Here is a 26531-nt window from a genome sequence, read left to right as displayed (position 1 = left end):
GCGGCCCGGGCCGCTGGTCGCGGTCGCTGTGTGTGAGCGTGATCGAAGTGCCATGCGCCGAGGATCGGGCATCTCGCCGCTTCGCGATGATCTTGGTCAATTCCCGGGGACGGCCGCCCAGTTGTGGATAACTCCGTCACCCACACGAGTCACCGTCCGGACCCGCTGGGCTGCTGGACTGCTGGACCGCTGGATCGCCGGACCCGACGAGCACCCGCGCATGCCGCAGGCAGCCGTCAACGCGGCGAAACCACAGCCCCCAACAGCCCGGGCCCGGTGTGTGCCCCGATCACCGCTCCGACCTCGCTGACATGGAGGTCGGCCAGTCCGGGCACCCGTACCCGAAGGCGCTCCGCGAGGGCCTCCGCGCGCTCGGGTGCGGAGAGGTGGTGGACGGCGATGTCGACCTGTGCGCTGCCCGCTCGCTCGGCCACGATCTCCTCCAGGCGGGCGATCGCCTTCGACGCCGTCCGGACCTTCTCCAGGGGTTCGATGCGCCCGCCCTCCAGCTGGAGCAGCGGCTTCACGGCGAGCGCGGAGCCCAGCAGGGCCTGTGCCGCGCCGATACGGCCGCCCCGGCGCAGATAGTCGAGGGTGTCGACGTAGAAGTAGGCGGAGGTGCCCGCGGCTCGTTTCTCCGCGGCCGTGACCGCCTCGTCGACCGTGCCGCCCGCCTCCGCCGTCTCGGCCGCGGCGAGTGCGCAGAAGCCGAGTGCCATCGCGATCATGCCGGTGTCCACGACCCGCACCGGCACGGGTGCCTCGCGGGCGGCGAGGACGGCCGCGTCGTAGGTGCCCGAGAGTTCGGCGGAGAGGTGGAGGGAGACGATGCCGGTGGCGCCGGACTCGGCGACCCTGCGGTAGGTCTCGGCGAAGAGCTGGGGGCTGGGCCGCGAGGTGGTGACCGGGCGCCGCTTCTGCAGGGCGAGAGCCAGGGAGCGGGTGGAGATCTCGGTGCCCTCTTCGAGTGCCCGGTCGCCGAGGACCACGGTCAGCGGCACTGCTGTGATGCCGTGGCGCTCCATCGTCAGCGGCGGCAGGTAGGCCGTTGAATCGGTGACGATCGCGACATGGCGGGACATGAGCTGGAGGTTACCTGCCGTAGCGGCCGGGCGGCAGCCCGACCCCTTTCACCTGGGCCGGAACCGGCCGGATCACACCGTGCCGCGGGCTCGCGCCGTGCCGCCCGGTCAAGTCGTGCTCTCGGGGCGGGGTTTCTTCTGCCAGGGGTAGCTGGGACGCCGGGCCGGTGGGGTGATGGCGGAGGGTGCGGGCTGCTCGGCGGCGGGGCGGGAGCGCGGGGTCTCCGGCCAGGTCTGGTGGGCCGTGGTGGCGTCGGCGGCCGGGGCGTCGGGCCACGGGGGTGGCGCGTGCTCCGACTTCGTCCAGTGCCGGAGGGCTCCTGCCTCCACGTCTATCTGGGCGCTGAGTGCGTCGAGGTCGTCCTCCGCGAAGCGGCCGGCGCGGTCGCGGGCGGCCCAGCGCAGTGAGTCGGCGGATTTCGTGATGCGCTCGGTGCGCTCGCGCAGGGCGGGCAGTCGCTCGGCGAGCGTTCTGCGGTCCGGCTCGGACTCCAGGCGTTTGAGTTCGCCGTCGAGTTCACGGCCGTGGGCGCTGAGCCGCTCGAAGAGGCCGAGGGACTCCTTGAGCGACTCGTCCTCGGTCACGCCCGCGTGCAGCGCGTCCTGGGTCGCGCGCATCGATGTGCGCAGCGCGAGCCGCAGTTGGGCCACCTGTCCCTGCGGGCCGGGCTGGGCGAGGGACTTGGCGCGCAGGGTGTGGTCCTCGACCGAGCGCCTGGCCTGCGCGACCGTGCGGTCGACGCCTCGCTTGGCCGCTCCGACCGCCTTGACCGCCGCATAGCCGCCCGCGACCACGAACAGCAGGAAGAGAAGGGCGAAGACTGCGATCACGGCTTCCAACGCTCCTCCACCGGCTCCGGGCGGCACACGCCGCGCCGCTCTTCAACGGTAAACGCAAAGGGCAGGCCCGGAGTTCCAAAAGAACCCCGAACCTGCCCGTAGGGGACTACCCCGAGGCGCTCACCGCGGCCCCGCCGAAGGACCGCGGTGGAGCGCCGAAGGACTACGCCGGAACGATGTTGACCAGCTTCGGCGCCCGCACGATGACCTTGCGGATGCCCGCGCCCTCCAGCGCGGCGACGACCTTCTCGTCGGCCAGCGCGACCTTCTCCAGTTCGGCGTCGGAGATCGTCGGGGGGACCTCCAGGCGTGCCTTGACCTTGCCCTTGATCTGTACGACGCAGGTCACGCTCTCGTCCACGACGTAGGCCGGGTCGGCCACGGGGAAGTCCTGGTGGACCACCGTGTCGGTGCGGCCCAGCTTGCGCCACAGTTCCTCGGCGACGTGCGGGGCCAGCGGCGCGATCAGCAGGACCAGGGACTCGGCCACGGAGCGCGGCACCGCGTCGCCCGCCTTGGTCAGCTGGTTGTTCAGCTCGGTGATCTTGGCGATGGCGGTGTTGAAGCGCAGCCCCTGCAGGTCCTGGCGGACGCCGTCGATCGCCTTGTGCAGGGCCCGCAGCGTCTCCACAGGGATGTCGGCGTCCGGGACGTCGACGACGGTGACCTCGCCGGTCGTCTCGTCGACGACGTTGCGCCACAGCCGCTGCAGCAGCCGGTACTGGCCCACCACCGCGCGCGTGTCCCACGGCCGGGAGACGTCCAGGGGGCCCATGGCCATCTCGTACAGGCGCAGGGTGTCGGCACCGTACTCGTCGCAGATCTCGTCCGGAGTGACCGCGTTCTTCAGGGACTTGCCCATCTTGCCCAGCAGCCGGGAGACCTTCTCGCCCTGGTGGTAGTAGGCGCCGTCGCGCTCCTCGACCTCGGCGGCCGGCACCGGGAAGCCGCGGCCGTCCCTGTAGACGTAGGCCTGGATCATGCCCTGGTTGAACAGCTTGTGGAACGGCTCCGGGGACGAGATGTGTCCCAGGTCGAACAGCACCTTGGACCAGAACCGGGCGTACAGCAGGTGCAGTACGGCGTGCTCGGCGCCGCCGACGTACAGGTCGACGCCGCCGTGGGGCATGCCCGCGCGGGGGCCCATCCAGTACTGCTCGATGGCCGGGTCGACCAGCTTCTGGTCGTTGTGCGGGTCCAGGTAGCGCAGTTCGTACCAGCAGGAACCGGCCCAGTTGGGCATGGTGTTGGTCTCGCGGCGGTACTTCCGGGGGCCGCGTCCGTCGCCCAGGTCCAGGGTGACGTTCACCCAGTCCGCGTTGCGGGACAGGGGCGTCTCCGGGGACGTGTCGGCGTCGTCAGGGTCGAAGGTGCGCGGGGAGTAGTCCTCGACCTCCGGCAGCTCCAGGGGCAGCATCGACTCGGGCAGCGAGTGGGCGACGCCGTCCTCGTCGTAGACGATCGGGAAGGGCTCGCCCCAGTAGCGCTGGCGGCTGAACAGCCAGTCGCGCAGGCGGAAGTTGACGGTGCCCTCGCCGATGCCCTTGCGGGCCAGCCACTCGGTGATGCGGGCCTTGGCCTCGGCGACGGGCAGGCCGTCCAGGGAGATGTCCTCGTTCGAGGAGTTGATGATCTTCGCGTCGTAGGACCCGAAGGCGTTCTCCCAGGTGGACGTGTCGGTGCCGCGGCCGTCGGTGGGCTCGACGATGCAGGTGATCGGCAGTTCGAAGGCGCGCGCGAAGTCGAAGTCGCGCTGGTCGCCCGCGGGGACGGCCATGATCGCGCCGGTGCCGTAGCCCATCAGCACGTAGTCGGCGATGAAGACGGGGATCCGGTCGCCGTTGACCGGGTTGGTGGCGAACGCGCCAGTGAAGACACCGGTCTTGTCCTTGGCCTCGGCCTGTCGCTCGACGTCGGACTTGGTGCCGGCCTGCGCGCGGTAGGCGGCGACGGCCTCCTCCGGGGTGGCGTGCCCGCCGGTCCACACGTCGTGGGTGCCCTCGGGCCAGGTGGCCGGGGTGAACTTGTCGACCAGCGGGTGTTCTGGCGCCAGGACCATGTAGGTCGCGCCGAACAGGGTGTCGGGGCGGGTGGTGAAGACGGTGATGTTCTCGCCGTCGACGGGGAAGTCGACGCGGGCGCCTTCAGAGCGGCCGATCCAGTTGCGCTGCTGCAGCTTGATGGCCTCGGGCCAGTCCAGCTCCTCCAGGTCGGACAGCAGCCGGTCGGCGTAGGCGGTGATGCGCATGTTCCACTGGCGCAGCTTGGCCTTGAAGACGGGGAAGTTGCCGCGCTCGGAGCGGCCGTCGGCGGTGACCTCCTCGTTGGCCAGGACGGTGCCCAGGCCGGGGCACCAGTTGACGGGCGCGTCGGAGGCGTAGGCCAGGCGGAACTCGCTCAGGACGTCGGCGCGTTCGGTGGCGGTCAGGTCCGGCCACGCGCGCGTGTGGCCCGGTACGGCGCGCTCACCGGACTCGAACTGGGCGATCAGCTCGGCGATCGGGCGGGCCTTGTCGGCCTCGTCGTCGTACCAGGAGTTGAAGATCTGCAGGAAGATCCACTGGGTCCACTTGTAGTACTCCGGGTCGATCGTGGCGAACGACCGGCGCTTGTCGTGGCCCAGGCCCAGGGCGCGCAGCTGGACCTTCATGTTCTCGATGTTGGCCTCGGTGGACACGCGCGGGTGCGTGCCGGTCTGCACGGCGTACTGCTCGGCCGGCAGGCCGAAGGCGTCGAAGCCCAGGGTGTGCAGCACGTTGTGACCGGTCATCCGCTGGAAGCGGGCGAACACATCCGTGGCGATGTAGCCCAGGGGGTGGCCGACGTGCAGGCCCGCACCGGAGGGGTACGGGAACATGTCCATGATGAACTTCTTGGGGCGGGCGGCCAGTTCGGGGTCGCCGGCCAGGTCACCGCTCGGGTTCGGGGCCTCGTAGGTACCCTCGGCGTCCCAGAAGTCCTGCCAGCGTGCCTCGATGTCCGCGGCCATGGCGGCCGTGTAGCGGTGCGGCGCGACCACCTCGGCGGCGGCAGCGGGGTTCGTCTCGCTCATGATCCTCAAAGCTCCATCGATCGTCTCTGCCAGCGGCTGCGTCGTTCGGGCTGTGATATTCACCAAACGAAAAATCCCCTCGCACAGGAGGGGACGCCGCGCCGATTCCGACCTCACCGCTCACCGGTGGTCGGGACTGATCAGCGCGGCTCGCTAAGCAGAAGGCGTACGGCACGCATGGCATGAGGGTACCGCAGCGCTTGAGCACAACGCGACGCGCTTCCGTATCACTCTTGGCACCCTGACCACACCGGCCGACACTGAACCAAGTTCAAGGACTACCTTCGCGTACCACCCACTACGGGACATCACAGCAAGCGCATCGTCGTTTGATAACAACGCAATAACTCAAACCTCGTACCCACCGGTATGGAGCCACTTAGAGTTCGGCAGCGGGACCGCTTTCCCGATACTGCTCGGAGTTGCCCCCATGAACGCTCGTCGTAGTACCAGTTCGCTCCCCAAGCCGGGCCGTTCGGCCTATGGCGTGGTGAGCCTCGTCGTCCTGATCTTCATACCCGTGTTCGTGCTGGCCGGAGGCAGCCAGGTACAGGACTTCCTCAACTTCGGCGCGGGCGTTCTCTCGCTCGTGTCGCTCACCTGCTCGGTCATCTGGGGGCTCGTCGCCCAGGACCGGGTCGTTCTGAACATCCGCCAGCGGATCGTGGCCCAGGGCATCCACCGGGTGACCGCCGTCGGCTCGATCGCGTTCCTCGTGATCCACATCACGGTCAAGCTGGCGCTCGACCACACCGTCCTGATCGCCGCGCTGATCCCGTTCAGCCTCGGCGTGACAGGCAGCGCCGGGCTCATCGGCCTCGGCTCCCTGGCCGGCCTGCTCATGATCTTCGTGGGCATCACCGGCGCCCTGCGCAACCAGTTCGCGTCGCCGGCGCCGGTGGCCGCCCGCTGGCGCGCGATGCACATGCTGGCCTACCCGGCCTGGTGCGCGGCGCTGATCCACGGCCTGTTCGCGGGCCGCGCGGCGAAGCCGTTCTTCATGATCTCGTACGAGCTGTGCCTGGTCGGGGTCGCCGCAGCCCTCGCCCTGCGCTCGGCGCCCCGCCCGTTCAAGCGCAAGTTCGCCGACAAGATCGCCATGCTCCTGGGCAACGAGGAGCGGCCGGGTCTCGACGAACTCGACGCGAGCCGGGGCCGCGTGGCCGAGTCCGCGCTGCCGGGCTACGAGAGCCGTCGTCCGGCCGAGGGCCGACGCGCCCCGCAGCAGCCCTCGTTCACCGAGACCGGCTCGATGCCCCGCGTGGACCCGGCCGCCGCGCAGTACGAGACGAGGTCCATGACCCCGGTCGCCGACACGAACGGCTTCGCGGCCGCCTACCGCACCGCCACCCCGGAGTCCACCGGCCAGATGCCGTACATCACCGACCAGACCCCGCGCGCGGACAACGGCGGCAGCACCTCCGGAACCTGGCCGGTCCCGTCGCCGCCGCCGGTCGGCGAGGCACCGCCGTCGGCCTACGACCCGCTCCAGGACACCGGCTACAACATCCCGACATACAACAACAATGCGGGCGCGGGTGGGTACGGCGACGGATACGTGTACCCCACCGGTGAGTCGAACGGCACCTCCGGTACGTACAACCCTGGTGACACGTACAACAGCGGTCCCGCCACCGATCAAACGCCCAACGCTTCGTACGACTTCGACGCGCAGGGCGGCTCGGGCGAACCTTGGAACACGCCTTCCGGAGGCTATAGGTGAACGAGGCCCTGCCCGACGTCCCAGAAGTCCGCGTCGTCGGGCTTCCTCAGCTCACATCGGGCTTCGACCTTGTCGAGAGACTTGACCTGCCCATGCACCTCAAGGTGCACGGGCCGCTCGAACCGATGGGCGGGGAGCAGCTCGCGAAGCTCTCCGAGGCCATCAACCTGAAGGGCCGCGGCGGCGCGGGCTTCCCCTTCCACAAGAAGCTGCGTTCGGTCGCCGAAGCGGCCATCAAACGCGGCGTACGACCGGTCGTCGTCGTCAACGGCAGTGAGGACGAACCGGCCTGCCGCAAGGACACGGTGCTCATCAACCGTGCCCCGCACCTCATCCTGGACGGCGCCCTGCTGGTCGCCGAGGCCCTGGGTGCCCGCACGCTCGTGGTGGGGGTCACCCGTGAGTCGACGCAGCGCTCCATGGAGGCCGCGCTCTCGGAGCGCGGCCTGAGCAACACCCGCCGCTCCGCCCTGAAGGCGTTCGTCCAGCGCAACCCGGTCCGCATGGTCACCGGCGCCGCCGCGTCGCTGATCCGCTCGATCGACGGCGGCCCGGCGATCCCGCCCGGCCGCAAGGTCAGCGCCTCCCAGAACGGCGTCGGCGGCGCCCCCACCCTGCTCTCGAACGCCGAGACCTTCGCCCAACTCGCCATCGCCGCCCGCATCGGCCCCGAGCGCTACGGCAACACCGGCCTCTACGACGAGCCCGGCACCGTCATGCTCACGGTCTCCGGGGCGGTCGCGCGCCCCATGGTGCTGGAGGTCCCGACAGGTGTGCCGCTGCGCTACGTCCTTCAGCTGGCCGGCGCCCCGCCGGTCCCCCAGGGGGTGCTGACGGGCGGTTACCACGGCAAGTGGATCGACGCGGCGACGGTCAACGAGGCGATCGTCTCCCGCAACTCGCTGGACGCCGTGGGCGGTGCGCTCGGCGCGGGCGCCATCATGCCGATCACCCAGGAGACCTGCCCCCTGGGCGAGTCGCTTCGTGTGGCCCAGTGGCTGGCCGACGAGAGCGCGGGACAGTGCGGTCCCTGCTACCTCGGTCTGCCCGCCGCCGCGCGCGGCATGGAGGACATCCTCAACGGCGGCGGCCCGGCCGCCCTGGAGGCGCTCAAGCAGGTCGCCAAGGCCGTGAAGCGGCGCGGTGCGTGCTCGCACCCGGACGGCTCCGCGATGTTCCTGGAATCGACCATCAAGGCGTTCACGGACGACCTCGCCGCCCACGTCCTCGGAAACGGCTGCGGAAGGCCCGTGGAGGGCGTTCTGCCGCTCTTCGAGGGCGGCCAGCTCCCCGCGGGCATCACGAGCGGCGCGGAGGCCGAGGACAACGGTCCCAGCCGTCAGAAGATCTACGTCGACTGGACACTGTGCCGGGGCCACGGTCTGTGCGCGGACATCCTCCCGGAGGTCTTCGAACTCGGCGCCGACGGCTTCCCCACCGTCGCGCAGGCCCAAGTACCGCGTTACGCCGAGGCGAAGGCGCTCCGCGCAGTACGCCGTTGCCCGGCACTCGCCCTCCGCCTGGAGGAGGAGACCGCACGGGACAAGGGGCCCGCGCGCAACCTGCCGGTCCTCTCCCAGGGCCGCGGCCGACGGGCACTGGGCCGCTGAGCACACGGACGGCGGGCCGCCCTCTTCTCAAGAAGGGGCGGCCCGCCGCTCCATGACCTGTGCCAACTCCCCCTGAACACACCGAAGGCGGGTCATCCTGTGGGATGACCCGCCTTCGACTTCTGTGGAGCTAAGGAGAATTGAACTCCTGACCTCCTGCATGCCATGCAGGCGCTCTACCAACTGAGCTATAGCCCCTTGCGGTGTCCTACCGGGTCTCCCCGGCGGCGACGCCAACATTACCGGTCGACCCGGTGCACCACCAAATCGTTTCCGTCTCCCCTGCCGTGACCGTGATCGCCGGGACCGCCTCGCGGGGTCCCGGCCCGAGTCAAGCCGTGACGAACGAATAGAACCGTTTCAAAGTGCAGTGCTCTTCGAGGAGTCGGCCGTAGATCGGCTCGCCCTCGAGTTCGCGGTACGTCTCGATCGGATCGCCTTTTATGATCAGCGCCCGCGCGCACTCCTCGCACCAGTACTGGTAGTCGGGATTCACCGGTTCCATGTCACGGACGATCGGTGTCCCACTGCCGCACCAGTCGCACTTTCGCCTGTGTGCACCCATCGATCAGCTCCAGCTGTGGCCGCAGGCCGTGCACACGTAGGAAACTCCGCCGTTGTCACCGAGGACTTGGGCCACGTGGGCGGAACCGCAGGAAGGGCAGCTCAGGCGGGTGATCGTATCTCGTATCAACGCCGCATCGAAGAGGTGGTCGACCTCCTCGATGATGCTCGCAGGCATCGCTACTCCCTCCCGTCGGGCCGCGCCCCCTTCCGGCCGTTTGATTCTGCCACGGCCGGACCAATACGGTCAGCGACGCCTTAGTACCAGTCCGGACACGGCACCCACCGCGGCCGTCCCCGCCAGCGCGAACATGCACGCCAAAAGCGCCTTCGCAGAGGTATACGCCCCCGGGGCCCCAAGTGACTCAAGCCGGTTCAAGAACAGTGTGCCGAAAACCGCGACCCCGAGCAGCTGACCCAGCTGTGCGACCGAGGAGAGCAGACCGCTGGCGTCCGCCGCGTCCTCGGGCCGCACGGTGGCGAGGGCCCGGGTCAGCGTCGGGCTGAAGGCGAGCGCGAGCCCGGCCCCCACGCCGACGTACGCCACGTACAGTACGGCCCCGCCGCGGTCGCCGCCTTCGAACGCCAGGCCGACTCCCAGGACGGACGGCATCGCGATCACGAATCCGAGCGGGGTCAGCGCACGGTGCCAGGCCGCCGGCCACCTGCGCCAGGTGAGACCGACCACTCCGAAGACGACGGCGGTCGGCGCGAAGGTGAGGCCGGCGCGCAACGCGCTGAAACCGAGGCCGCCCTGGACGTGCAGGGTGAGCGCGAACAGGAAACCGCCGTTGACGGCCATGACCGCCATGATCCGGAAGACGGCCAGCGCCATGCCCGGCCGGCGCAGCACCCGCGGTGCGATCAGCGGGGCGCCACCGCGCCGCGCGAGCCGGGACTCGTAGCCGCAGAACGACGCGAAGAGCACCGCCGCCGCGACCAGCGACAGCCACGACCACAGCGGCCAGCCCTCCTCCTGCCCCAGCACCAGCGGCACCGTGAGCAGCGACACGGCCGAGGCGAGCAGCACCAGCCCCGGCAGGTCGAGGGCCCGCGCCCGCTCGGGTTCCGACCGGCCGTCCTTCGGCAGCACGCGCCTGCCCACGGCCAGCAGTACGACGCCCACCGGCACGTTGACGAGGAACACCGGCCGCCAGCCGGTGCCGAAGAGGTCGGCGCTGACGAGCACGCCGCCGACGATCTGCCCGGCCGCGGCACCGACGGCGATGACCGCCGCGTACATGCCGAGCGCGCGCACCCGGGCCTCGCCGATGAAGTTCCGCTGGATGAGGCTGAGCACCTGCGGGATCATCAGCGCCGAGCCGGAGCCCTGGAGCAGACGGAACACGATCAGCTCGGTGGAGCCCTGGGCCAGGCCGCAGGCGAGCGAGGAGGCGGTGAAGACGGCGAGCCCGGCGAGGTGGACGCGGGCGTGGCCGAGCCGGTCGCCGAGCCGTGCGCCGGTGATCAGCAGCACCGAGTACGTGATGGTGTAGCCGGCGATCACCAGCTGCAAGTCGGCGCCGGACGCGTGGAGTTCGGTGCCGATGGTGGGGGCGGCGACGTTCACGATGAACACGTCGAGCAGGGCCATGAACTGGGCCGCGAGCACGAGCCAGAGCAGCGGTCCGCGGCGATTGTCAGTGCCGGGGGCTTTACTTGTGGCAGGACTTGGAACGGGTGCGGAATCCGGTCCCGTCAAGGGTGTTGTCGTCATGCCGTCGAGCGTGGGGGCGCTCCGGTACGGGTGCCGAGAGCCCGCTGATGCTGGTACCGACAGCACCTGGCAGGGACCGGACCGGGCGTCGAACATGGGGGATGTGACGATGGGGATGGGGACGACACAGCGCCGCCGACCTGAGCTGGCCGCGTTTCTGCGCACCAGGCGCGCGAGGGTGACACCGCACGACGTCGGCATGCCGCCGGGTTTCCGCCGGCGCACGCCGGGGCTGCGCCGCGAGGAGGTCGCCCAGCTCTCCGGTGTGGGCGTCACCTGGTACACCTGGCTCGAACAGGGGCGCCCGATCAACGCGTCGGCGCAGGTCCTGGACGCCGTGGCGCGCACACTCCGGCTCGACGCGCCGGAGCGGGAGCATCTGTACCACCTGGCCGAGGTGCCGTACGCGCATCCGCCGGAAGTGATCGCGCAGTCGGTGGGGCCGGAGATCCAGGGCATCCTCGACGCCCTGGAGCCGCGCCCGGCGGTGGTCTACAACGCGCGGTACGACATCCTCGCCACCAACTCCCCCTACCGGACGGTGTTCTGGGTGGAGCCGCCGGCGCCGGGCCCGATGTCCAACGCGCTGTGGAAGCTGTTCACGGTGCCGGAGGAGGAGTGTCCGCTGCTGTACCGGGAGACGGAGCTGCCGGTGATGGTGGCGACCCTGCGCTCGGCCTACGGCGTCCATACCGGCGAGCCCGTATGGGAGGACTTCATACGTGGGCTGTCGGCGGCGAGTCCGCTCTTCGCGCGGCTGTGGAAGCGCGGGGACGTGGCGGAGCCGGGGCGGCGGGTGAAGACGTTCCGGCACGAGGCGGTGGGCGAGCTGCGGATGACGTCGGTGTCGTTGTCGGTCAACGGCATGCCGGAGTGCCGGATCGTGGTCTACACCCCGGCGGACGAGGAGACCCGGCGGCGCACGGAGGCGCTGACAGCCACGAAAAAATCCCACCCCTGAAAGGGATGGGATCTCATCGATTCGATCTGTGACGACTCTCGATCCTTGACAACTCAAGAGTGTCGAACTGTGGAGCTAAGGAGAATTGAACTCCTGACCTCCTGCATGCCATGCAGGCGCTCTACCAACTGAGCTATAGCCCCTTGCGTTCTTCCCGCTCGGCGGGCGAACAAGAAGAACTTTAGCCTGCGACCTGCCGGAAAGTGAAATCCGGGGTCGGGGCCCTGGAGGGCCGCTCAGTCGTCGTCGCCGAGCACCGGTTCCGGGAGTGTGCCGGCGTTGTGTTCCAGCAGGCGCCAGCCGCGGGCGCCCTCGCCGAGCACGGACCAGCAGCAGTTGGAGAGGCCGCCGAGACTCTCCCAGTGCGGGGACTCCAGACCGAGGAGCCGTCCGATGGTGGTGCGGATCGTGCCGCCGTGGCTGACCACCACGAGGGTGCCGTCCTCGGGCAGCTTCTCGGCGTGCCGCAGCACGACGGGGGCGGCCCGGTCGGCGACCTCGGTCTCCAGTTCGCCGCCGCCGCGGCGCACCGGCTCCCCGCGCTTCCACGCGGCGTACTCCTCGCCGTGGCGGGCGATGATCTCCTCGTGCGTCAGCCCCTGCCAGACGCCCGCGTAGGTCTCCCGCAGGCCCTCGTCGTGGGTGACGTCGAGGTCGGTGAGGGCGGCCAGCTCGGCGGCCGTGTTCGCCGCCCGCTTCAGGTCGGAGGCGACGATCGCGTCGGGCTTGAGGGAGGCCAGCAGCCGGGCGGCCCTGCGGGCCTGGCCGATGCCGGTCTCGGTGAGCTCGACGTCCGTGGTGCCCTGGAAGCGGCGCTCCACGTTCCAGGCGGTCTGGCCGTGCCGCCACAGGATGACGCGGCGGCCCCGGCCCGCCTTGCGGCCGTCCGCGCCGGCGCTCACCGCACCTCCCCGAACTCGGAGGCGTCCTCCTCGGCCTGCAGCTTGGCGTGCTCGGCGGCCTTGCCGCGGGTCTCCTTGGCGTCGGCGGGCAGCTCCAGCTCGGGGCAGTCCTTCCACAGCCGCTCCAGGGCGTAGAAGACGCGCTCCTCGCTGTGCTGGACGTGGACGACGATGTCGACGTAGTCGAGCAGGATCCAGCGGGCGTCACGGTCGCCCTCGCGGCGTACCGGCTTGGCGCCGAGTTCCTTGCTGAGCCGCTCCTCGATCTCGTCGACGATCGACTTGACCTGACGGTCGTTGGGAGCGGAGGCCAGCAGGAAGGCATCCGTGATCGACAGCACATCGCTGACGTCGTAGGCGATGATGTCGTGCGCGAGCTTGTCAGCGGCGGCCTGGGCGGCGGCGGTGATGAGCTCGATGGAGCGGTCAGTGGCGGTCACTACGCGGCTTTCGGTCGGCGGTCAACAGACCTCAAGGGTCTCACGGACCGCGGACGGCACCCCACGTGAATGACGGATCACGCCCCGGACGTCGGCCCGGACACCGGCTCCGGCCTCCGGGGCGTGCTCTCCGTCACAGCGACTGCGCCTCACCGCCACCGCGCCCTCGTCACGAGGACGACGACGGTTTGTAGTCGGTGCCCAGGATCACCGAGACATCCGCGTTCGCGGCGACCGTGCCCTTGGTCACCGTGCTGGTGGGCAGGCCCAGGGTCTTGGCGACCTCGGTGGCGTTCTCCTTGTCGGCCGCGTCGGAGTACGTGATCTTGGACTTGGCCGAGGCCGTGGACGCCGTACCCGCCTCCAGGAAGGTGAAGCCGCCGTTGAGGAGGACGACTCGGGCCTTCTCGGTGTCGTCCTTGACGCCGGTGGCGTTCTGGACGGCGACCCGGACCGCCGAACCCTCGTCGGGGCTCTTCGCGGTGCCGCCCAGGATGTCCTTGACGACGCCGGCGGAGGCCTGCGCGGTCAGGGTGCCGTCGTTCTGGACGGGCAGCAGGGCCGTCTTGTAGTCGCCGCTCTTGGCGAGGTCGGCGAGCTTGGCGAGGAAGGTGCCGAGGTCCTTGTCGGTGAGGGGCGGGTCGAGGATCTGGGCCAGGGTCTGCACAGTGGTGGTCGCCGCCGTCGGGTCCGAGGTCAGCTGCCGCAGCACACCCTGCATGACCTGCCCGAACCGCTCCAGCTGGGCGTTCTGGGCCTCGCCGGAGGCACGGTAGGTGGCGTAGGCGACGGCCATCTTGCCGCTGAGGGTCTGGTCCTTGCCCTTGTGGACGAGGGGCTCGGCGCCCTTCTTCGTCGCGGCCGGGTCGGGCACGTCGGCGTTGGTGTCGATGTCGATGTTGCCGACGAGGTCGACCAGGTTCTGCAGGTAGGGGGTGTCGAGGCGCCAGGTGCCCTCGATGTCGGTGCCGAGGACGGTGTTGAGCTGGTCGACGGTCCCGGAGGTGCCGTCGTCGTCGACCGACTTGGCGAGCGTCGTCGTGTTGCCGTCGTCGTCCGTGAGGGCGAGCGAGTTGGGCAGCAGCACGGTGGTGCCCTGCTTGAGGGTGGTGTTGTCGACGAGCAGCACCGAAGAGGTGCCGCCCTTCGCGGTGTTGTGCAGGTGGACGACGATCACATCGCGGTTCTGGGCGCCCGCGGCCGTCGTGGTGCCGGACTTCGAGGAGGGCGAGGAGACTCCGGGGAGCTTCCCGGCGTACCAGAGGTAGCCGACCCCGCCGGACACGACCAGCGCCAGGACGACGACGAGGGCGACCATGCGGCCACGGGCGCGGCGCTTGGCCTCCTCGCGGCGCTCGGTGCGGTTCTCGGTGAAGTTCAGCCAGTCGATGACGTCCTCGGAGTCGTCGGTCGGCTCCTCCACGAAGGCGAACTGCTCGGTGCGGTAGTCCCGTTCACCCGCCGCCGGGGTCTTCGGGGCTTCCGTGTCCTCGGCCGGGCCGCCCTGCTGCGGGATGTAGGCGGTCTGCTCGGCGACCCGGGGCTGCTGTCCGCTGGTCGCGGTCTGCCCGTAGGGGTCGTAGGCCGTCGTGGTCCCGGTGGCGTAGGGGTCGTAGCCGGCCTGGGGCGCCTGCCGGCTGTCGTAGGCCTGCGGGGTCTGTGGCTGGCTGCCCGTGTCGTAGTCGGGCGTCTGCTGCTGGGTGCCGGTCGCGTACGGGTCGTAGGCGTAGCCCTGCTGTTGCTGCTGCCCGTACGGGTCGTACGGCTGCTGCTGCGGGGGCTGTTGGGTCCCCTGGGCCGGGACCTGGCGGTAGACAGGCTGGTTGTACTCGTCGTAGCCGACGAGCTCGTACTGGTCGCCGCCGTACCCGGCGTCGTATCGGTCGTTCACCGGTGCCCCTCTCGGCTCACTCGCCGCGGTACAGCTCGCGCTTGTCGATATAGCGCACGACTCCGTCGGGCACCAGGTACCAGACCGGATCCCCCTTCGCGACTCTCGCACGGCAGTCTGTGGAGGAGATGGCCAGCGCGGGAACCTCGACCAGCGAGACCCCGCCCTCCGGAAGGCCCGGGTCGGTCAGGGTGTGGCCGGGGCGGGTGACTCCGATGAAGTGCGCGAGGGAGAAGAGTTCCTCCGCGTCGCGCCAGGTGAGGATCGCGCCGAGGGCGTCGGCGCCGGTGATGAAGAAGAGGTCGGCGTCGGGGTTGAGCGCGCGCAGGTCGCGCAGGGTGTCCGTGGTGTAGGTGGGGCCGCCCCGGTCGATGTCGATGCGGCTCACCGAGAACTGGGGGTTCTCGGCGGTCGCGATGACCGTCATCAGATAGCGGTCCTCGGCCAGTGCGACCTTGCGGTCGGTCTTCTGCCAGGGCTGGCCGGTCGGTACGAACACCACCTCGTCCAGGTGGAACTGCGCGGCGACCTCACTGGCCGCCACGAGGTGTCCGTGGTGGATCGGGTCGAACGTTCCGCCCATGACGCCGAGCCGGCGCTTGCCGGGGTTCGACGGGCCGTTGTTGCGCGGGCCGTTCACCATTCGGATCTCCGTGCCGCGCGTCGTGTCGTTCGCCGGACCGGTAGGCATGTCCTGCTCTCCCATGCGTGCAGACCCTACCGGCCCGGTGTGAAGACCCCGGGACCCGTCCGGTGGACAGAAGGGGCAGACCCTAGCGGTCGCGGTTGAAGCGGGTGGTGATCCACAGCAGGAGCAGCAGGATGATGAACGCGCTGCCACCGGTGATGATCGGCTGGAGGCTCTCGTGGTTGCCCCCGCCCTCCCCCTCGGCGGCAAGAGTGACCAACTGGGCAACAGTGCCGTGGTAGCTCATCTTCAGCAGAACCTATCCAGTGTGGGCGGGATAAAGACGTCGGCCCATGGTAAGCGGGCACCCCGGCGGCGATCACGCCGACTCCGCCATTGGGAACCGGACACGCGACCCAGGCACCGGCTGGGAACTCGACGGGCGTCTCAGTCGTCCTTCTGTTTGTATCCGCGCAGCAGGAACCACGCGGTCAGGATGCAGCCGAGGAACATCACGACCAGTACGACCCTGAGCAGATCCCCCGATCCGTGCTGGGGGGCGGCGTTCGCGGCCTCTGCGAGCCAGGCGGCTGCGGAATGGGGCTCCATGCGTTGACTCCTTCGCTGTACTGCCCGACCACGGTATCTCCGCCTAGGCTGGGCTCTGCTTCGGGGGCACTCAGCGCACACAGACGCACATGGGGGACCACATGTCCGAAGACGGCCACGAGCAGAACACCCACGAGAACGTGCCGAGCAGGCAGCGCAGGCGCTTCCCGGGGATCTCCTCGCGCGCGTACGAGCACCCGGCGGACCGCTCCGCCCTGGTGGCGCTGCGCAAGCTGAGCGGGTTCGACACGGTGTTCAAGGCGCTCAGCGGGCTGCTGCCCGAGCGCAGTCTGCGCCTGCTGTTCCTGTCCGACTCGGTGCGGGTGTCGGACCAGCAGTTCTCGCACCTCAACGACATGCTGCGGGACGCCTGTTACATCCTGGACCTGGAGAAGGTCCCGCCGATGTACGTCACCCAGGACCCGCAGCCCAACGCGATGTGCATCGGCCTGGACGAGCCGATCATCGTCGTCACCACCGGCCTGGTCGAGCTGCTCGACGAGGAGGAGATGCGCGCGGTCATCGGCCACGAGGTGGGCCACGCGCTGTCCGGCCACTCCGTGTACCGCACGATCCTGCTGTTCCTGACCAGCCTGGCCCTGAAGGTCGCCTGGATCCCGCTCGGCAACCTCGCGATCCTGGCGATCGTGACGGCGCTGCGCGAGTGGTTCCGCAAGTCGGAGCTGTCCGCCGACCGCGCGGGTCTGCTGGTCGGCCAGGACCTGCGGGCCTCGATGCGCGGCCTGATGAAGATCGCGGGCGGCAACCACCTGCACGAGATGAACGTGGACGCGTTCCTCAAGCAGGCCGAGGAGTTCGAGTCGGGCGGCGACCTGCGCGACTCGGTCCTGAAGATCCTGAACGTGCTGCCCCGCTCCCACCCGTTCACCACGGTGCGGGCGGCCGAGCTGAAGAAGTGGGCCGAGTCCCGCGACTACCAGCGGATCATGGACGGCCACTACCCGCGGCGCAGCGAGGACAAGGACACCTCGGTCACGGACTCGTTCCGCGAGTCGGCGGCGAGCTACGCCAGCAATGTCAAGAGCTCCAAGGACCCGCTGATGAAGCTGGTCAGCGACATCGCCGGTGGCGCGGGCGACCTGGGCGGCCGGGTGCGGCGCGGCTTCGGCGGCTTCGCGAGCACGACCCCGCAGGACGGACCGCCCACCGAATCGGCCAACGGCACCGAGCAGCCGCCCACGGACACCCCGCCGCGCGACGAGGACTGACGCGGCACGAGGACCGACCCGGCCGATACACACCGACCTCACACCTACGACGGCCTCGCACAGCCGCCTCCCGGAGCGCTTCCAGCGGGGCTCACAGCTTCGGCTGTGCGCCGGCCGCCAGTGAGCCGCACAGGGCCGTGGCGCTGCCCGTGGCGAACGGGTCGGTGCCGGCCGGGCCGCCCGCCTTGGCGGTCTGGCCGGCGAGCAAGGGTCGCAGGTAGGTGACGGAGTCCTCGGCGCAGGACAGCGGGCCGGCCTGGACGTACGAGGTGACGATCTGGGCCTGGTCCATGCGCAGGTCGTCGCGGTCGAAGCGGAACTGGAGCTCGCGGCGGACGGTGAACAGGGAGGCCTGGGCCTTGTCGCCGGAGCCGGTCGGCCGGAGTGCGTAGACGAAGGTTCCGTCGGCGGTGACCTCGAGGGTGGACGAGTCGACCTCGGTGGCCTGCAGGGTGCCCTGGACGCGGATCTTGGGGTCGGCCAGTTCGGCGCGTGCCGGATCGAAGCGAACCAGCCATCCGGTGGGCTCGTGCCGGCCGTCGGCGGCCGGGTGCTCGAAGCTCTGGTCGAACTGGTCGAGCTGGTCGGGGTCGACGAGGACACGGGCGGGGCGGATCTGCCCGCCGGTGAGCACGGCCGGGTAGAGCGAGGACTCCACGATGTAGGCCTTGGCGGTGCTCAGGGCGGCCACGACCTGACTGTCCGAGAAGTGCGCGGTGCGCCGCTGGACCGGCAGCGGCATGCCGTCGCCGCCGACGTCGAAGTGCGCGGCGGGGCTGTGCGCGAAGAGGTACTCGGCGTCGGCCGCCCCCGGCACCTTGCCCTGGGGGGACAGCGGGATGACGGTCATCCGCAGCGGCTCGGCGGGCTGCTGGGCCGTGGGGGTCGTGTAGGGGTGCCGTACGCCCATGTAGATCGCGGTGCCGAAGGCGACGGCGATCAGCATGACCAGGATCAGGGCCTGGCGGGAGAGACCGCGGCGCAGGGCCGGGCGGCGGCGGACGGCGGGGGCGTGGTCGGCCATGCGCTCCCGCGCGGAGAACTCCTGGAGCCGGGCAGCACGGACGAACGACTCGTCGAATACGACGGATCGGTACTCGTCCTCACCACCACCGGGAGCGCCCTCGGGTGTCCCCTCGGGTGGGTCTCCTGGACCGCCCATACTTTCAGAGTAGGTCTCTGGAGCCTCAGGTAAACGCCCTGGTACACGACAAGTTCTGACAGGTTCTCACCGAGCCGGTCAGAGCGGTCGCAGCTCGCTCAGGGCGTGCGCGGTACGGCGGACAGCGGTGGCTGGGAGTTGTCGGCGGAAACGGAGGGTGCCGCCGCCGTGCCCTGTTCGACGCCCGTGGAGGCCGGGGGCGGGACGCGGTCCCTGCTGCCCGAGGACGCGCCCCGGTAGACCGCCGAGAAGGCCAGGGCGACCATGCCGATGCCCATCACCAGGGCGAGCAGCCAGGCGACGGGGCGGTGCCAGCGGATCTGTTTGCCGTAGGTTCCCGGGGCGCCGTAGCGGCCCTCGACGAGGTCGGTGTCGTCCAGGTCGTCGAGTTCCGGATCATGGCCGAATTGGCGTCCGTAGGCGTCCTCGAAGAGGTCGTCGTCACCACGTGTGCCTCTGCCCCGCCGGTCGCGCCGTGCTTCGGCCTCCGAGGCCTCGGCTCTGGCCTGCGCGGCGGCAAGGAGACGCTCGACGGCGGTCGGCTCGTGTACTACGGCCGCCCGTACGAAGGCCTCGTCGAAGACCACGGAGTCGAATTCTTCGTCCGACATTCCGCGGTCGTGGTCGTCGTCGGGCTCCCAGCCGTCAGGGAACGGCGTGCCCCCCACGTCCTCCGGCACCTCTCCAGAGTAGACCTGGGGGGTCGATTTGGGCAGGCGGTGGGGAAATTCATCCGCAAGGTGAGATACCTCTCGCTCCACGAGGCCCTATGCCAGTCGCATATGCCAACAGCCCTTGGCTCAGCGGCGGATGTGCCCGTCGCCGGTGACGATGTACTTGGTGCTCGTCAGTTCCGGCAGGCCCATCGGGCCCCGTGCGTGCAGCTTCTGGGTGGAGATGCCGATCTCCGCGCCGAAGCCGAACTGGCCGCCGTCCGTGAAGCGCGTGGAGGCGTTCACGGCGACGGTGGTGGAGTCGACCAGCTGGGTGAAGCGGCGGGCGGCCTGCTGGGAGGAGGTGACGATCGCCTCGGTGTGGCCGGAGCTCCACAGCCGGATGTGCTGGACGGCCTTGTCGAGCGAGTCGACGACGGCGGCGGCGATGTCGTAGGAGAGGTACTCGGTGTCCCAGTCCTCGGGGGTGGCCTCGACGACGGTGGCCGCGGACTCCTTGGCGTAGGCCAGGACGCGTTCGTCGGCGTGCACGGTGACGCCGGCCTCGGCGAGGGCGTCCAGGGCGCGCGGCAGGAACTCGGGGGCGATGTCCTGGTGGACGAGGAGGGTCTCGGCGGCGTTGCAGACGCTGGGCCGCTGGGCCTTGGAGTTGATCAGGATGTCGATGGCCATGTCGAGGTCGGCGTGGGCGTCGACGTAGACGTGGCAGTTGCCGACGCCGGTCTCGATCACGGGGACGGTCGACTCGGAGACGACGGTCTGGATCAGGGAGGCGCCGCCGCGCGGGATGAGGACGTCGACCAGGCCGCGGGCGCGCATCAGTTCACGGACGCTCTCGCGGCTCTCGCCGGGCACCAACTGGACGGCGTCGGCGGGCAGTCCGGCGCCGCCGACGGCATCGCGCAGGACGCGCACGAGGGCGGTGTTGGACTCGTAGGCGGAGGCGGAGCCGCGCAGCAGGACCGCGTTGCCGGACTTGAGGCAGAGGGCGGCGGCGTCGACCGTCACGTTCGGGCGGGCCTCGTAGATGATGCCGACGACGCCGAGGGGGACGCGGACCTGGCGCAGGTCGATGCCGTTCGGGAGGGTCGAGCCGCGGACGACCTCGCCGACCGGGTCGGGCAGCGCGACGACGTCCCGGACGTCGGAGGCGATGGCCCGGACGCGCTCGGGGGTGAGGGTCAGCCGGTCGATGACGGTCTCGCTGGTGCCGGCCGCGCGGGCCTTGGCGATGTCCTTGGCGTTGGCCTCGACGATTTCGCTCGTACGGACTTCCAGCGCGTCCGCGATGGCGAGCAGCGCGTCGTCCTTCTCGGCCCGGGGCAGCGGCGCGAGGTCGGCGGCGGCGGACTTGGCGCGGTAGGCGGCCCGGGTGACCGGGGACATGGAGTCGTACGGCGAGAGCGTGGTCATGAGGGAAGGGTAGTGCGCCGGGCGGAGGCGTCCACCGGCTATCCCAAACCGCGAGACAAGCGCGGAAGGGCCCGAAGACGGCTCAAAAGGGGTGTACGCCGACCGGGGTCGCGGGCAGCGGGCCGTAGCCCTCGGAGATGCGCTGGTGGTAGGTCTCGCGGTCGATGACCTCCAGGCCGACGATCTCCCACGGCGGCAGCTTGGCGGTCTGCCGGTGCTCGCCCCACAGGCGCAGCGCGACGGCGGCGGCGTCGTGCAGGTCGCGGGCCTCTTCCCAGTAGCGGATCTCCGCGTGGTCGTTGGCGTAGCGACTGGTCAGCAGAAAGGGGTGGTCGTGGGCGAGTTGTTCCAGGCCGCGCCGCACCTCCTTCAGCGGGGCCTCGTCGCCGGAGACGCTGAGGGTGACATGCCACAGCCGCGGGAGATCCTTGGGTTCCTCGACCTCGTACCGGGCGCCGGCCGCGACGCTCGTCAGCGTGCGCTCCTCGCCGGGCGCGCGGGAGGCGGCACCACCGCGGGACGCCGCCGCCCCAGGGCGCACTCGTCTCACGACGGCCTCCTTACGCAAGGGGCGAGCTGCTGTGCTCGCGCGGATGGGTCCCTGAGCAAAGTTGAGCAGGCCCGGGGCGTCCGTGTGGCACTTTTGCGGAACGTCCACCGAGGGAGGCGGACGTTTCGGTTGTTTTACGGGTGCAGGATCACCAGGTCGTCCCTGTGTACGACTTCCCTCTCGTACGACGGCCCCAGCTCCCGTGCCAGTTCCCTGGTGGAGCGGCCGATCAGCTGGGGGATCTCCTTGGCGTCGAAGTTGACGAGCCCCCGCGCGACCGGATGTCCGGCGCCGTCCCGGAGTTCGACCGGGTCGCCCGCGCTGAACTCGCCCTCCACGGCGGCGATTCCGGCCGGCAGCAGCGACATCCGGCGCTGCACGACCGCGCGCACGGCACCGTCGTCGAGGGTCAGCGAGCCCTGGGGCGTGGACGCGTGCTGCAGCCAGAGCAGCCGGTCCGCGGAGCGTTTCCCGGTGGCGTGGAAGTACGTTCCGGTGTCGCCGCCGCTCAGCGCGTCGGTCGCGTGGACCGTGCTCGTCAGCACGACGGGGATGCCCGCGGCGGCGGCGATCCGGGCCGCCTCGACCTTGGTGACCATGCCGCCGGTGCCGACGCCGGCCTTGCCCGCGCTGCCGATCTCGACATGCGCGAGGTCCTGCGGTCCCCGGACTTCCGCTATCCGCGAGGTGCCCGGCCTGCTGGGGTCGCCGTCGTAGACGCCGTCGATGTCGGAGAGCAGGACCAGCAGGTCGGCGTGGACGAGGTGGGCGACCAGGGCGGCGAGGCGGTCGTTGTCGCCGAAGCGGATCTCGTCCGTGGCGACGGTGTCGTTCTCGTTGACGATCGGCAGGGCACCCATGGCGAGGAGTTTGTCGAGGGTGCGGGAGGCGTTGCGGTGGTGGGAGCGGCGGCTCATGTCGTCGGAGGTCAGCAGCACCTGGCCGACGCGGATGCCGTAGCGGGCGAAGGAGGCGGTGTAGCGGGCCACGAGGAGGCCCTGGCCGACGCTGGCTGCCGCCTGCTGGCGGGCCAGGTCCTTGGGTCGGCGGCGCAGTCCGAGCGGCGCGAGGCCGGCGGCGATGGCACCGGAGGAGACGAGGACGACCTCTCTCTCGCCTCCGCTGCGGCTCTTGGCGAGGACGTCGACGAGTGCGTCGACCCGGTCGGCGTCCAGGCCGCCGGCCGCGGTGGTCAGTGAGGAGGAACCCACCTTGACGACGATCCTGCGGGCCTCGGTCACGGCCTGCCTTGCGGCTGCCACGGGCGGAATCCCCTCGGGTAGTTCGGGTGACCCGCGGCAATTTACGCGAACCGGGTGGGGGTGTGCACGTTGGTCCAGGTCGCGGACAGTCGCCTTGGGTGTGGGTGTGCACGTCGGCCCAGGTCGCGGACAGTCGCCTTGAGTTCAGAGTGCGGGCCGGTGGGGGCTCGTCGCGCCCACGCGGCGGAGCCGCAGATCCAATACCGCCCCGCGCCCCTATTGAGCGGCCTGCGGCCTGCTCAATAGGACGAGCCGCTTGCTCCCAGTGAACCTGTCGGGTGCCAGACCGTCTTCGTCTCCAAGAAGGCCGTCAGGCGGTCGATGCCGGGAGTCTCGTGGTAATCCACAGGCTGTGGACGAAGAACTCGCTTGAGGTTGTCGGCCGCCGCGATCTCCAACTCCTTCGCCAGTACGTCGTCCGCGCCCGCGAGGTCGATCGCGTTGACGTCCTGGTGGGCGGCGAGGGGGGCCGCGATCTCCGCCGTCTTTCCGGAGAGGACGTTGACGACTCCGCCGGGCAGGTCGGAGGTGGCCAGGACCTCGCCCAGCGACAGTGCGGGGAGCGGGGACTTCTCGCTCGCGATGACGATGGCCGTGTTGCCGGTCGCGATCACCGGGGCGACTACCGAGATCAGGCCCAGGAATGAAGACTCCTGGGGTGCGAGGACGGTGACGACACCCGTCGGCTCGGGGGAGGAGAGGTTGAAGTACGGGCCCGCGACCGGGTTCGCGCCGCCGACCACCTGGGCGATCTTGTCGGTCCAGCCCGCGTACCAGACCCAGCGGTCGATCGCCGCGTCGACGACAGCGGCGGCCTTGGACTTCGACAGGCCCTCCGCGTCCGCCACTTCGCGTACGAACTGGTCCTTGCGGCCCTCCAGCATCTCGGCGATGCGGTAGAGGATCTGGCCCCGGTTGTAGGCCGTCGCGCCGGACCAGCCGCCGAACGCCTTGCGGGCCGCGACGACCGCGTCCCGGGCGTCCTTACGGCTCCCCTGAGGGGCGTTGGCCAGCCACTTGCCCTTTGCGTCGGTCACCTCGTACACCCGGCCGCTCTCGGAACGCGGGAACTTCCCGCCGACGTACAGCTTGTAGGTCTTGAAGACGCTCAGACGCTGCTGTTCGGACTTCTCAGACATCGAGGTACGCCTCCAGGCCGTGGCGACCGCCCTCGCGGCCGAAGCCCGACTCCTTGTAGCCGCCGAACGGCGAGGTCGGGTCGAACTTGTTGAACGTGTTGGACCAGATGACACCCGCGCGCAGCTTGCTCGCGACCGCGAGGATGCGGGATCCCTTCTCGGTCCAGATGCCCGCCGAGAGGCCGTACTGGCTGTTGTTGGCCTTCGCGACCGCCTCCTCGGGCGTGCGGAAGGTCAGTACGGACAGCACCGGGCCGAAGATCTCGTCGCGGGCGATGGTGTGCGCCTGGGTGACGTTCGTGAAGAGCGTCGGGGCGAACCAGTAGCCGGAGGACGGGAGTTCGCAGGACGGGGACCAGCGCTCGGCGCCCTCCGCCTCGCCCTGCTCGACGAGCGTGGTGATGCGGGAGAGCTGCTCGGCGGAGTTGATGGCGCCGATGTCGGTGTTCTTGTCGAGCGGGTCGCCGAGGCGCAGGGTCGACAGCCTGCGCTTGAGCGAGTCCATCAACTCGTCCTGGATCGACTCCTGTACGAGCAGTCGGCTGCCCGCGCAGCAGACCTGGCCCTGGTTGAAGAAGATGCCGGTGACGATGCCCTCGACGGCCTGGTCGACGGGGGCGTCGTCGAAGACGATGTTCGCGCCCTTGCCGCCGAGTTCGAGGGTGACCTTCTTGGTCGTGCCCGCGACCTGGCGCGCGATGGCCTTGCCGACCGCCGTGGAACCGGTGAACGCGACCTTGTTGACGTCCGGGTGCGCGACGAGCGCGGCGCCCGAATCGCCGTAGCCCGGAAGGATGTTGACGACACCCTTGGGGAGGCCGGCCTGGCGGCAGATGTCCGCGAAGAAGAGCGCGGACAGCGGAGTCGTCTCCGCGGGCTTCAGGACCACCGTGTTGCCGGTCGCGAGCGCCGGGGCGATCTTCCACGCCAGCATCAGGAGCGGGAAGTTCCAGGGGATGACCTGGCCCGCGACGCCGAGGGGTCGGGGGTTCGCGCCGAAGCCCGCGTGGTCCAGCTTGTCGGCCCAGCCCGCGTAGTAGAAGAAGTGGGCCGCGACCAACGGCAGGTCCGCGTCCCTCGTCTCCTTGATGGGCTTGCCGTTGTCCAGGGTCTCCAGGACGGCCAGTTCGCGGCTGCGCTCCTGGATGATCCGGGCGATACGGAACAGGTACTTGGCGCGCTCGGAGCCGGGCAGCGCCGACCACTTCTCGAAGGCCTTGCGGGCGGCCCTCACCGCGCGGTCGACGTCCGCCTCGCCCGCCTGGGCGATCTCGGAGAGGACCTCTTCGGTGGACGGGGACACGGTCTTGAAGACCTTGCCGTCGGCCGCCTCGGTGAACTCGCCGTCGATGAACAGGCCGTAGGAGGGCGCGATGTCGACGACGGAGCGTGACTCGGGCGCCGGTGCGTAGTCAAAGGTAGCCATGAGGGATCAGTCCACCGTCACGTAGTCGGGGCCGGAGTAGCGGCCGGTGGCCAGCTTCTGACGCTGCATCAGCAGGTCGTTCAGGAGCGAGGACGCGCCGAAGCGGAACCAGTGGTTGTCGAGCCAGTCCTCGCCCGCCGTCTCGTTGACGATGACCAGGAACTTGACCGCGTCCTTGGAGGTACGGATACCGCCCGCGGGCTTCACCCCGACCTGGATGCCGGTCTGGACGCGGAAGTCGCGGACCGCCTCCAGCATCAACAGGGTGTTCGCGGGCGTCGCGTTGACGGCGACCTTGCCCGTCGACGTCTTGATGAAGTCCGCGCCGGCCAGCATGCCGAGCCAGCTCGCGCGCCGGATGTTGTCGTACGTCGACAGCTCGCCGGTCTCGAAGATGACCTTGAGGCGAGCCGCCCCGGACGCCTCCTTCACGGCGACGATCTCGTCGTAGACCTTCATGTAGTGGCCCGCGAGGAACGCCCCGCGGTCGATGACCATGTCGATCTCGTCGGCGCCGGCGGCGACCGCGTCGCGCACGTCGGCCAGCTTCACGGCGAGCGCGGCACGGCCGGCCGGGAAGGCGGTGGCGACGGAGGCGACCTTCACGGAGGAACCGGCGACGGCCTCCTTCGCGGTGGCCACCATGTCGGGATAGACACAGACGGCCGCGGTCGAGGGGCTCGTCCGGTCGGTCGGGTCGGGGCGGACCGCCTTGGCGCCGAGCGCCCGGACCTTGCCGGGGGTGTCCGCGCCTTCCAGCGTCGTCAGGTCGACCATCGAGATGGCGAGGTCGATGGCGTACGCCTTCGCGGTGGTCTTGATGGAACGGGTCCCGAGCGAGGCGGCGCGCGCCTCCAGGCCGACCGCGTCGACGCCGGGCAGCCCGTGGAGGAAACGGCGCAGCGTGCTGTCGGAAGCCGTTACCTCGCCGAGTGCGTGTGCAGCAGCAGGTGCAGTGGTGGGCATGGTCACCAGACGAGCATATCTACGCGCGTAGCGGCTGTACACCCCGGGCAGATGAGCGCCCTGAAGGGGCGCGGGGCTGTATCTATGTGCGGCTCCGCCGAGTGGGCGCGACCAGCCACAGCGCACCCGCACTNGCCGGCGAACAGGTCCCCAACGGCGACGGGGCGCACCCCTGAGGCACAGGCGCGCACCCCTGAGGCACAATCGGCACCATGACGACCCCGCACCACGAGCCCTCCGCGCCGCAGCCCCCGCTACCCATCTCCAGGGACCGTATCTACCGGTCCCCCATGGGCATCGTCGGCGGCGTGCTGCTGCTCGGCATCGGGCTGTGGCTCGGCATCGACGCCCTCGCGCGCGGGCACGGCCGCACCCCGTGGCTCGCGCTCGCGGGGCTGATCCTCGTGGTGCCGCTGGTGATGGCCTTCACGTTCCGCCCGGCGGTGTACGCCAACGAGGACCGGCTGCGCGTGCGCAACCCCTTCCGGTTGATCGTGCTGCCGTGGGGTGAGGTGGCCACACTGCGGTCCGGGCTCTCGAACGAGGTGGTCGCCAAGTCCGGCGCCAAGTTCCAGCTGTGGGCGATCCCGGTCTCGCTGCGCGGCCGCAAGCGGGCGGCGCGGCGTGAGGCGCGGGCCGCGGCGGAGGCGGCGGGCGGCGGGCGGACCGGCCGGGGCGGCAGGGCCGGGGG

General features: G+C 70.2%; 25 protein-coding genes and 2 tRNA genes. 5 read left to right on the top strand and 22 right to left on the bottom strand.

The window, feature by feature from the left end; translation table 11 throughout:
- Positions 1–236 precede the first annotated feature (236 nt).
- The 3 genes from JHN45_RS36570 to leuS form a co-directional block, all read right to left on the bottom strand.
- Positions 237–1082, bottom strand: a complete 846-nt coding sequence (locus JHN45_RS36570) for a DegV family protein (protein ID WP_201053747.1) — start codon at positions 1080–1082, stop codon at positions 237–239.
- Between the two features lie 108 nt (positions 1083–1190).
- Positions 1191–1922 carry a hypothetical protein gene (locus JHN45_RS36565; RefSeq protein WP_201053745.1) on the bottom strand — a complete coding sequence of 244 codons (732 nt, stop codon included), beginning with the start codon at positions 1920–1922 and terminating at the stop codon, positions 1191–1193.
- Positions 1923–2085: 163 nt separating this feature from the next.
- Complete coding sequence (gene leuS / locus JHN45_RS36560) at positions 2086–4974, bottom strand: leucine--tRNA ligase (RefSeq protein WP_201053743.1); 2889 nt, start codon at positions 4972–4974, stop codon at positions 2086–2088.
- 430 nt (positions 4975–5404) lie between these two features.
- Here leuS and JHN45_RS36555 point away from each other — a divergent pair, with 430 nt between their 5' ends.
- The gene (locus JHN45_RS36555; protein WP_200713112.1) at positions 5405–6697 is read left to right on the top strand and encodes a cytochrome b/b6 domain-containing protein; all 1293 of its coding nucleotides are present in this window, start codon (positions 5405–5407) and stop codon (positions 6695–6697) included.
- Positions 6694–8307: an NADH-quinone oxidoreductase subunit NuoF family protein gene (locus tag JHN45_RS36550; RefSeq protein ID WP_019065523.1), complete on the top strand. Its 1614-nt coding sequence runs from the start codon at positions 6694–6696 to the stop codon at positions 8305–8307. The genes JHN45_RS36555 and JHN45_RS36550 overlap by 4 nt, the downstream gene beginning before the upstream one ends.
- Positions 8308–8432: 125 nt before the next feature.
- Here the strand turns inward: JHN45_RS36550 and JHN45_RS36545 are convergent.
- From JHN45_RS36545 to JHN45_RS36530, 4 genes are all read right to left on the bottom strand, one after another.
- Positions 8433–8505 (bottom strand) — tRNA-Ala (locus JHN45_RS36545).
- 133 nt (positions 8506–8638) lie between these two features.
- A complete protein-coding gene (locus JHN45_RS36540) occupies positions 8639–8872 on the bottom strand; it encodes a hypothetical protein (protein WP_003976229.1) in 234 nt (77 codons plus the stop codon).
- Positions 8873–8875: 3 nt separating this feature from the next.
- Positions 8876–9049 carry a hypothetical protein gene (locus JHN45_RS36535; RefSeq protein WP_019063265.1) on the bottom strand — a complete coding sequence of 58 codons (174 nt, stop codon included), beginning with the start codon at positions 9047–9049 and terminating at the stop codon, positions 8876–8878.
- Between the two features lie 69 nt (positions 9050–9118).
- Positions 9119–10483 (bottom strand): MFS transporter, encoded by a 1365-nt coding sequence (locus tag JHN45_RS36530; protein WP_201053738.1) that lies wholly within the window; start codon positions 10481–10483, stop codon positions 9119–9121.
- A 199-nt stretch (positions 10484–10682) separates the two neighbouring features.
- Here JHN45_RS36530 and JHN45_RS36525 point away from each other — a divergent pair, with 199 nt between their 5' ends.
- Positions 10683–11549, top strand: coding sequence for a helix-turn-helix transcriptional regulator (locus JHN45_RS36525; RefSeq protein ID WP_234468654.1), 867 nt, complete (start codon positions 10683–10685; stop codon positions 11547–11549).
- Between the two features lie 70 nt (positions 11550–11619).
- Here JHN45_RS36525 and JHN45_RS36520 read toward each other — a convergent pair.
- The 7 genes from JHN45_RS36520 to JHN45_RS36490 all read right to left on the bottom strand — a co-directional run bounded on the left by JHN45_RS36520 (position 11620) and on the right by JHN45_RS36490 (position 16019).
- Positions 11620–11692 (bottom strand) — tRNA-Ala (locus JHN45_RS36520).
- A gap of 93 nt (positions 11693–11785) precedes the next feature.
- Positions 11786–12451 carry a histidine phosphatase family protein gene (locus JHN45_RS36515; protein ID WP_200713110.1) on the bottom strand — a complete coding sequence of 222 codons (666 nt, stop codon included), beginning with the start codon at positions 12449–12451 and terminating at the stop codon, positions 11786–11788.
- Positions 12448–12891, bottom strand: coding sequence for a ribosome silencing factor (gene rsfS / locus JHN45_RS36510; protein ID WP_201053736.1), 444 nt, complete (start codon positions 12889–12891; stop codon positions 12448–12450). The genes JHN45_RS36515 and rsfS overlap by 4 nt, the downstream gene beginning before the upstream one ends.
- Positions 12892–13060: 169 nt before the next feature.
- Complete coding sequence (locus tag JHN45_RS36505; RefSeq protein WP_201053724.1) at positions 13061–14782, bottom strand: LCP family protein; 1722 nt, start codon at positions 14780–14782, stop codon at positions 13061–13063.
- A gap of 16 nt (positions 14783–14798) precedes the next feature.
- Positions 14799–15488: a nicotinate-nucleotide adenylyltransferase gene (gene nadD / locus JHN45_RS36500; RefSeq protein WP_201053722.1), complete on the bottom strand. Its 690-nt coding sequence runs from the start codon at positions 15486–15488 to the stop codon at positions 14799–14801.
- 67 nt (positions 15489–15555) lie between these two features.
- Positions 15556–15717, bottom strand: coding sequence for a hypothetical protein (locus JHN45_RS36495; protein WP_200713106.1), 162 nt, complete (start codon positions 15715–15717; stop codon positions 15556–15558).
- Between the two features lie 140 nt (positions 15718–15857).
- Positions 15858–16019 carry a hypothetical protein gene (locus JHN45_RS36490; protein WP_019065531.1) on the bottom strand — a complete coding sequence of 54 codons (162 nt, stop codon included), beginning with the start codon at positions 16017–16019 and terminating at the stop codon, positions 15858–15860.
- 101 nt (positions 16020–16120) lie between these two features.
- On the opposite strand from JHN45_RS36490, the gene JHN45_RS36485 reads away from it, so the two are divergent.
- Entirely contained in the window at positions 16121–17248 is a 1128-nt protein-coding gene (locus JHN45_RS36485; protein ID WP_201053719.1) for a M48 family metallopeptidase, read from the top strand.
- A gap of 91 nt (positions 17249–17339) precedes the next feature.
- Here the strand turns inward: JHN45_RS36485 and JHN45_RS36480 are convergent, their stop codons facing one another.
- From JHN45_RS36480 to deoC, 8 genes are all read right to left on the bottom strand, one after another.
- On the bottom strand, positions 17340–18410 hold the full coding sequence (locus JHN45_RS36480) for a hypothetical protein (RefSeq protein ID WP_201053717.1): 1071 nt from the start codon (positions 18408–18410) through the stop codon (positions 17340–17342).
- A gap of 98 nt (positions 18411–18508) precedes the next feature.
- On the bottom strand, positions 18509–19090 hold the full coding sequence (locus JHN45_RS36475) for a hypothetical protein (RefSeq protein ID WP_201053715.1): 582 nt from the start codon (positions 19088–19090) through the stop codon (positions 18509–18511).
- A gap of 120 nt (positions 19091–19210) precedes the next feature.
- The gene (locus JHN45_RS36470) at positions 19211–20497 is read right to left on the bottom strand and encodes a glutamate-5-semialdehyde dehydrogenase (RefSeq protein ID WP_201053713.1); all 1287 of its coding nucleotides are present in this window, start codon (positions 20495–20497) and stop codon (positions 19211–19213) included.
- 82 nt (positions 20498–20579) lie between these two features.
- Entirely contained in the window at positions 20580–21038 is a 459-nt protein-coding gene (locus tag JHN45_RS36465; RefSeq protein WP_200713117.1) for a hypothetical protein, read from the bottom strand.
- A gap of 143 nt (positions 21039–21181) precedes the next feature.
- Complete coding sequence (gene proB / locus JHN45_RS36460) at positions 21182–22288, bottom strand: glutamate 5-kinase (RefSeq protein WP_200713116.1); 1107 nt, start codon at positions 22286–22288, stop codon at positions 21182–21184.
- A gap of 260 nt (positions 22289–22548) precedes the next feature.
- Entirely contained in the window at positions 22549–23448 is a 900-nt protein-coding gene (locus tag JHN45_RS36455; RefSeq protein ID WP_201053712.1) for an aldehyde dehydrogenase family protein, read from the bottom strand.
- Positions 23441–24874: an aldehyde dehydrogenase family protein gene (locus JHN45_RS36450; RefSeq protein WP_201053711.1), complete on the bottom strand. Its 1434-nt coding sequence runs from the start codon at positions 24872–24874 to the stop codon at positions 23441–23443. The genes JHN45_RS36455 and JHN45_RS36450 overlap by 8 nt, the downstream gene beginning before the upstream one ends.
- Positions 24875–24880: 6 nt before the next feature.
- On the bottom strand, positions 24881–25840 hold the full coding sequence (deoC, locus tag JHN45_RS36445; RefSeq protein WP_201053710.1) for a deoxyribose-phosphate aldolase: 960 nt from the start codon (positions 25838–25840) through the stop codon (positions 24881–24883).
- 212 nt (positions 25841–26052) lie between these two features.
- Between deoC and JHN45_RS36440 the strand changes: the two genes are divergently transcribed.
- The coding region (locus tag JHN45_RS36440; protein ID WP_201053709.1) for a PH domain-containing protein at positions 26053–26531 on the top strand (479 nt) is incomplete at its 3' end.

Origin of the sequence: Streptomyces sp. MBT53 (genome assembly GCF_016654115.1) — a bacterium.
Taxonomy (GTDB): domain Bacteria; phylum Actinomycetota; class Actinomycetes; order Streptomycetales; family Streptomycetaceae; genus Streptomyces.
The sequence above is the reverse complement of the archived record's forward strand: the minus strand, read 5'-3'. Positions and strand labels throughout refer to the sequence as shown.

Bases quoted from the DNA above. Each gene is read 5' to 3' on its own strand.
- JHN45_RS36470 (WP_201053713.1), bottom strand. From the start codon at position 20,497: ATGACCACGCTCTCGCCGTACGACTCCATGTCCCCGGTCACCCGGGCC.
- JHN45_RS36450 (WP_201053711.1), bottom strand. From the start codon at position 24,874: ATGGCTACCTTTGACTACGCACCGGCGCCCGAGTCACGCTCCGTCGTC.
- leuS (WP_201053743.1), bottom strand. From the start codon at position 4,974: ATGAGCGAGACGAACCCCGCTGCCGCCGCCGAGGTGGTCGCGCCGCAC.
- JHN45_RS36535 (WP_019063265.1), bottom strand. From the start codon at position 9,049: ATGCCTGCGAGCATCATCGAGGAGGTCGACCACCTCTTCGATGCGGCG.
- nadD (WP_201053722.1), bottom strand. From the start codon at position 15,488: ATGGGAGAGCAGGACATGCCTACCGGTCCGGCGAACGACACGACGCGC.
- JHN45_RS36455 (WP_201053712.1), bottom strand. From the start codon at position 23,448: ATGTCTGAGAAGTCCGAACAGCAGCGTCTGAGCGTCTTCAAGACCTAC.
- JHN45_RS36525 (WP_234468654.1), top strand. From the start codon at position 10,683: ATGGGGGATGTGACGATGGGGATGGGGACGACACAGCGCCGCCGACCT.
- JHN45_RS36480 (WP_201053717.1), bottom strand. From the start codon at position 18,410: ATGGGCGGTCCAGGAGACCCACCCGAGGGGACACCCGAGGGCGCTCCC.
- JHN45_RS36555 (WP_200713112.1), top strand. From the start codon at position 5,405: ATGAACGCTCGTCGTAGTACCAGTTCGCTCCCCAAGCCGGGCCGTTCG.
- JHN45_RS36570 (WP_201053747.1), bottom strand. From the start codon at position 1,082: ATGTCCCGCCATGTCGCGATCGTCACCGATTCAACGGCCTACCTGCCG.
- JHN45_RS36540 (WP_003976229.1), bottom strand. From the start codon at position 8,872: ATGGGTGCACACAGGCGAAAGTGCGACTGGTGCGGCAGTGGGACACCG.
- JHN45_RS36485 (WP_201053719.1), top strand. From the start codon at position 16,121: ATGTCCGAAGACGGCCACGAGCAGAACACCCACGAGAACGTGCCGAGC.
- deoC (WP_201053710.1), bottom strand. From the start codon at position 25,840: ATGCCCACCACTGCACCTGCTGCTGCACACGCACTCGGCGAGGTAACG.
- JHN45_RS36495 (WP_200713106.1), bottom strand. From the start codon at position 15,717: ATGAGCTACCACGGCACTGTTGCCCAGTTGGTCACTCTTGCCGCCGAG.
- JHN45_RS36490 (WP_019065531.1), bottom strand. From the start codon at position 16,019: ATGGAGCCCCATTCCGCAGCCGCCTGGCTCGCAGAGGCCGCGAACGCC.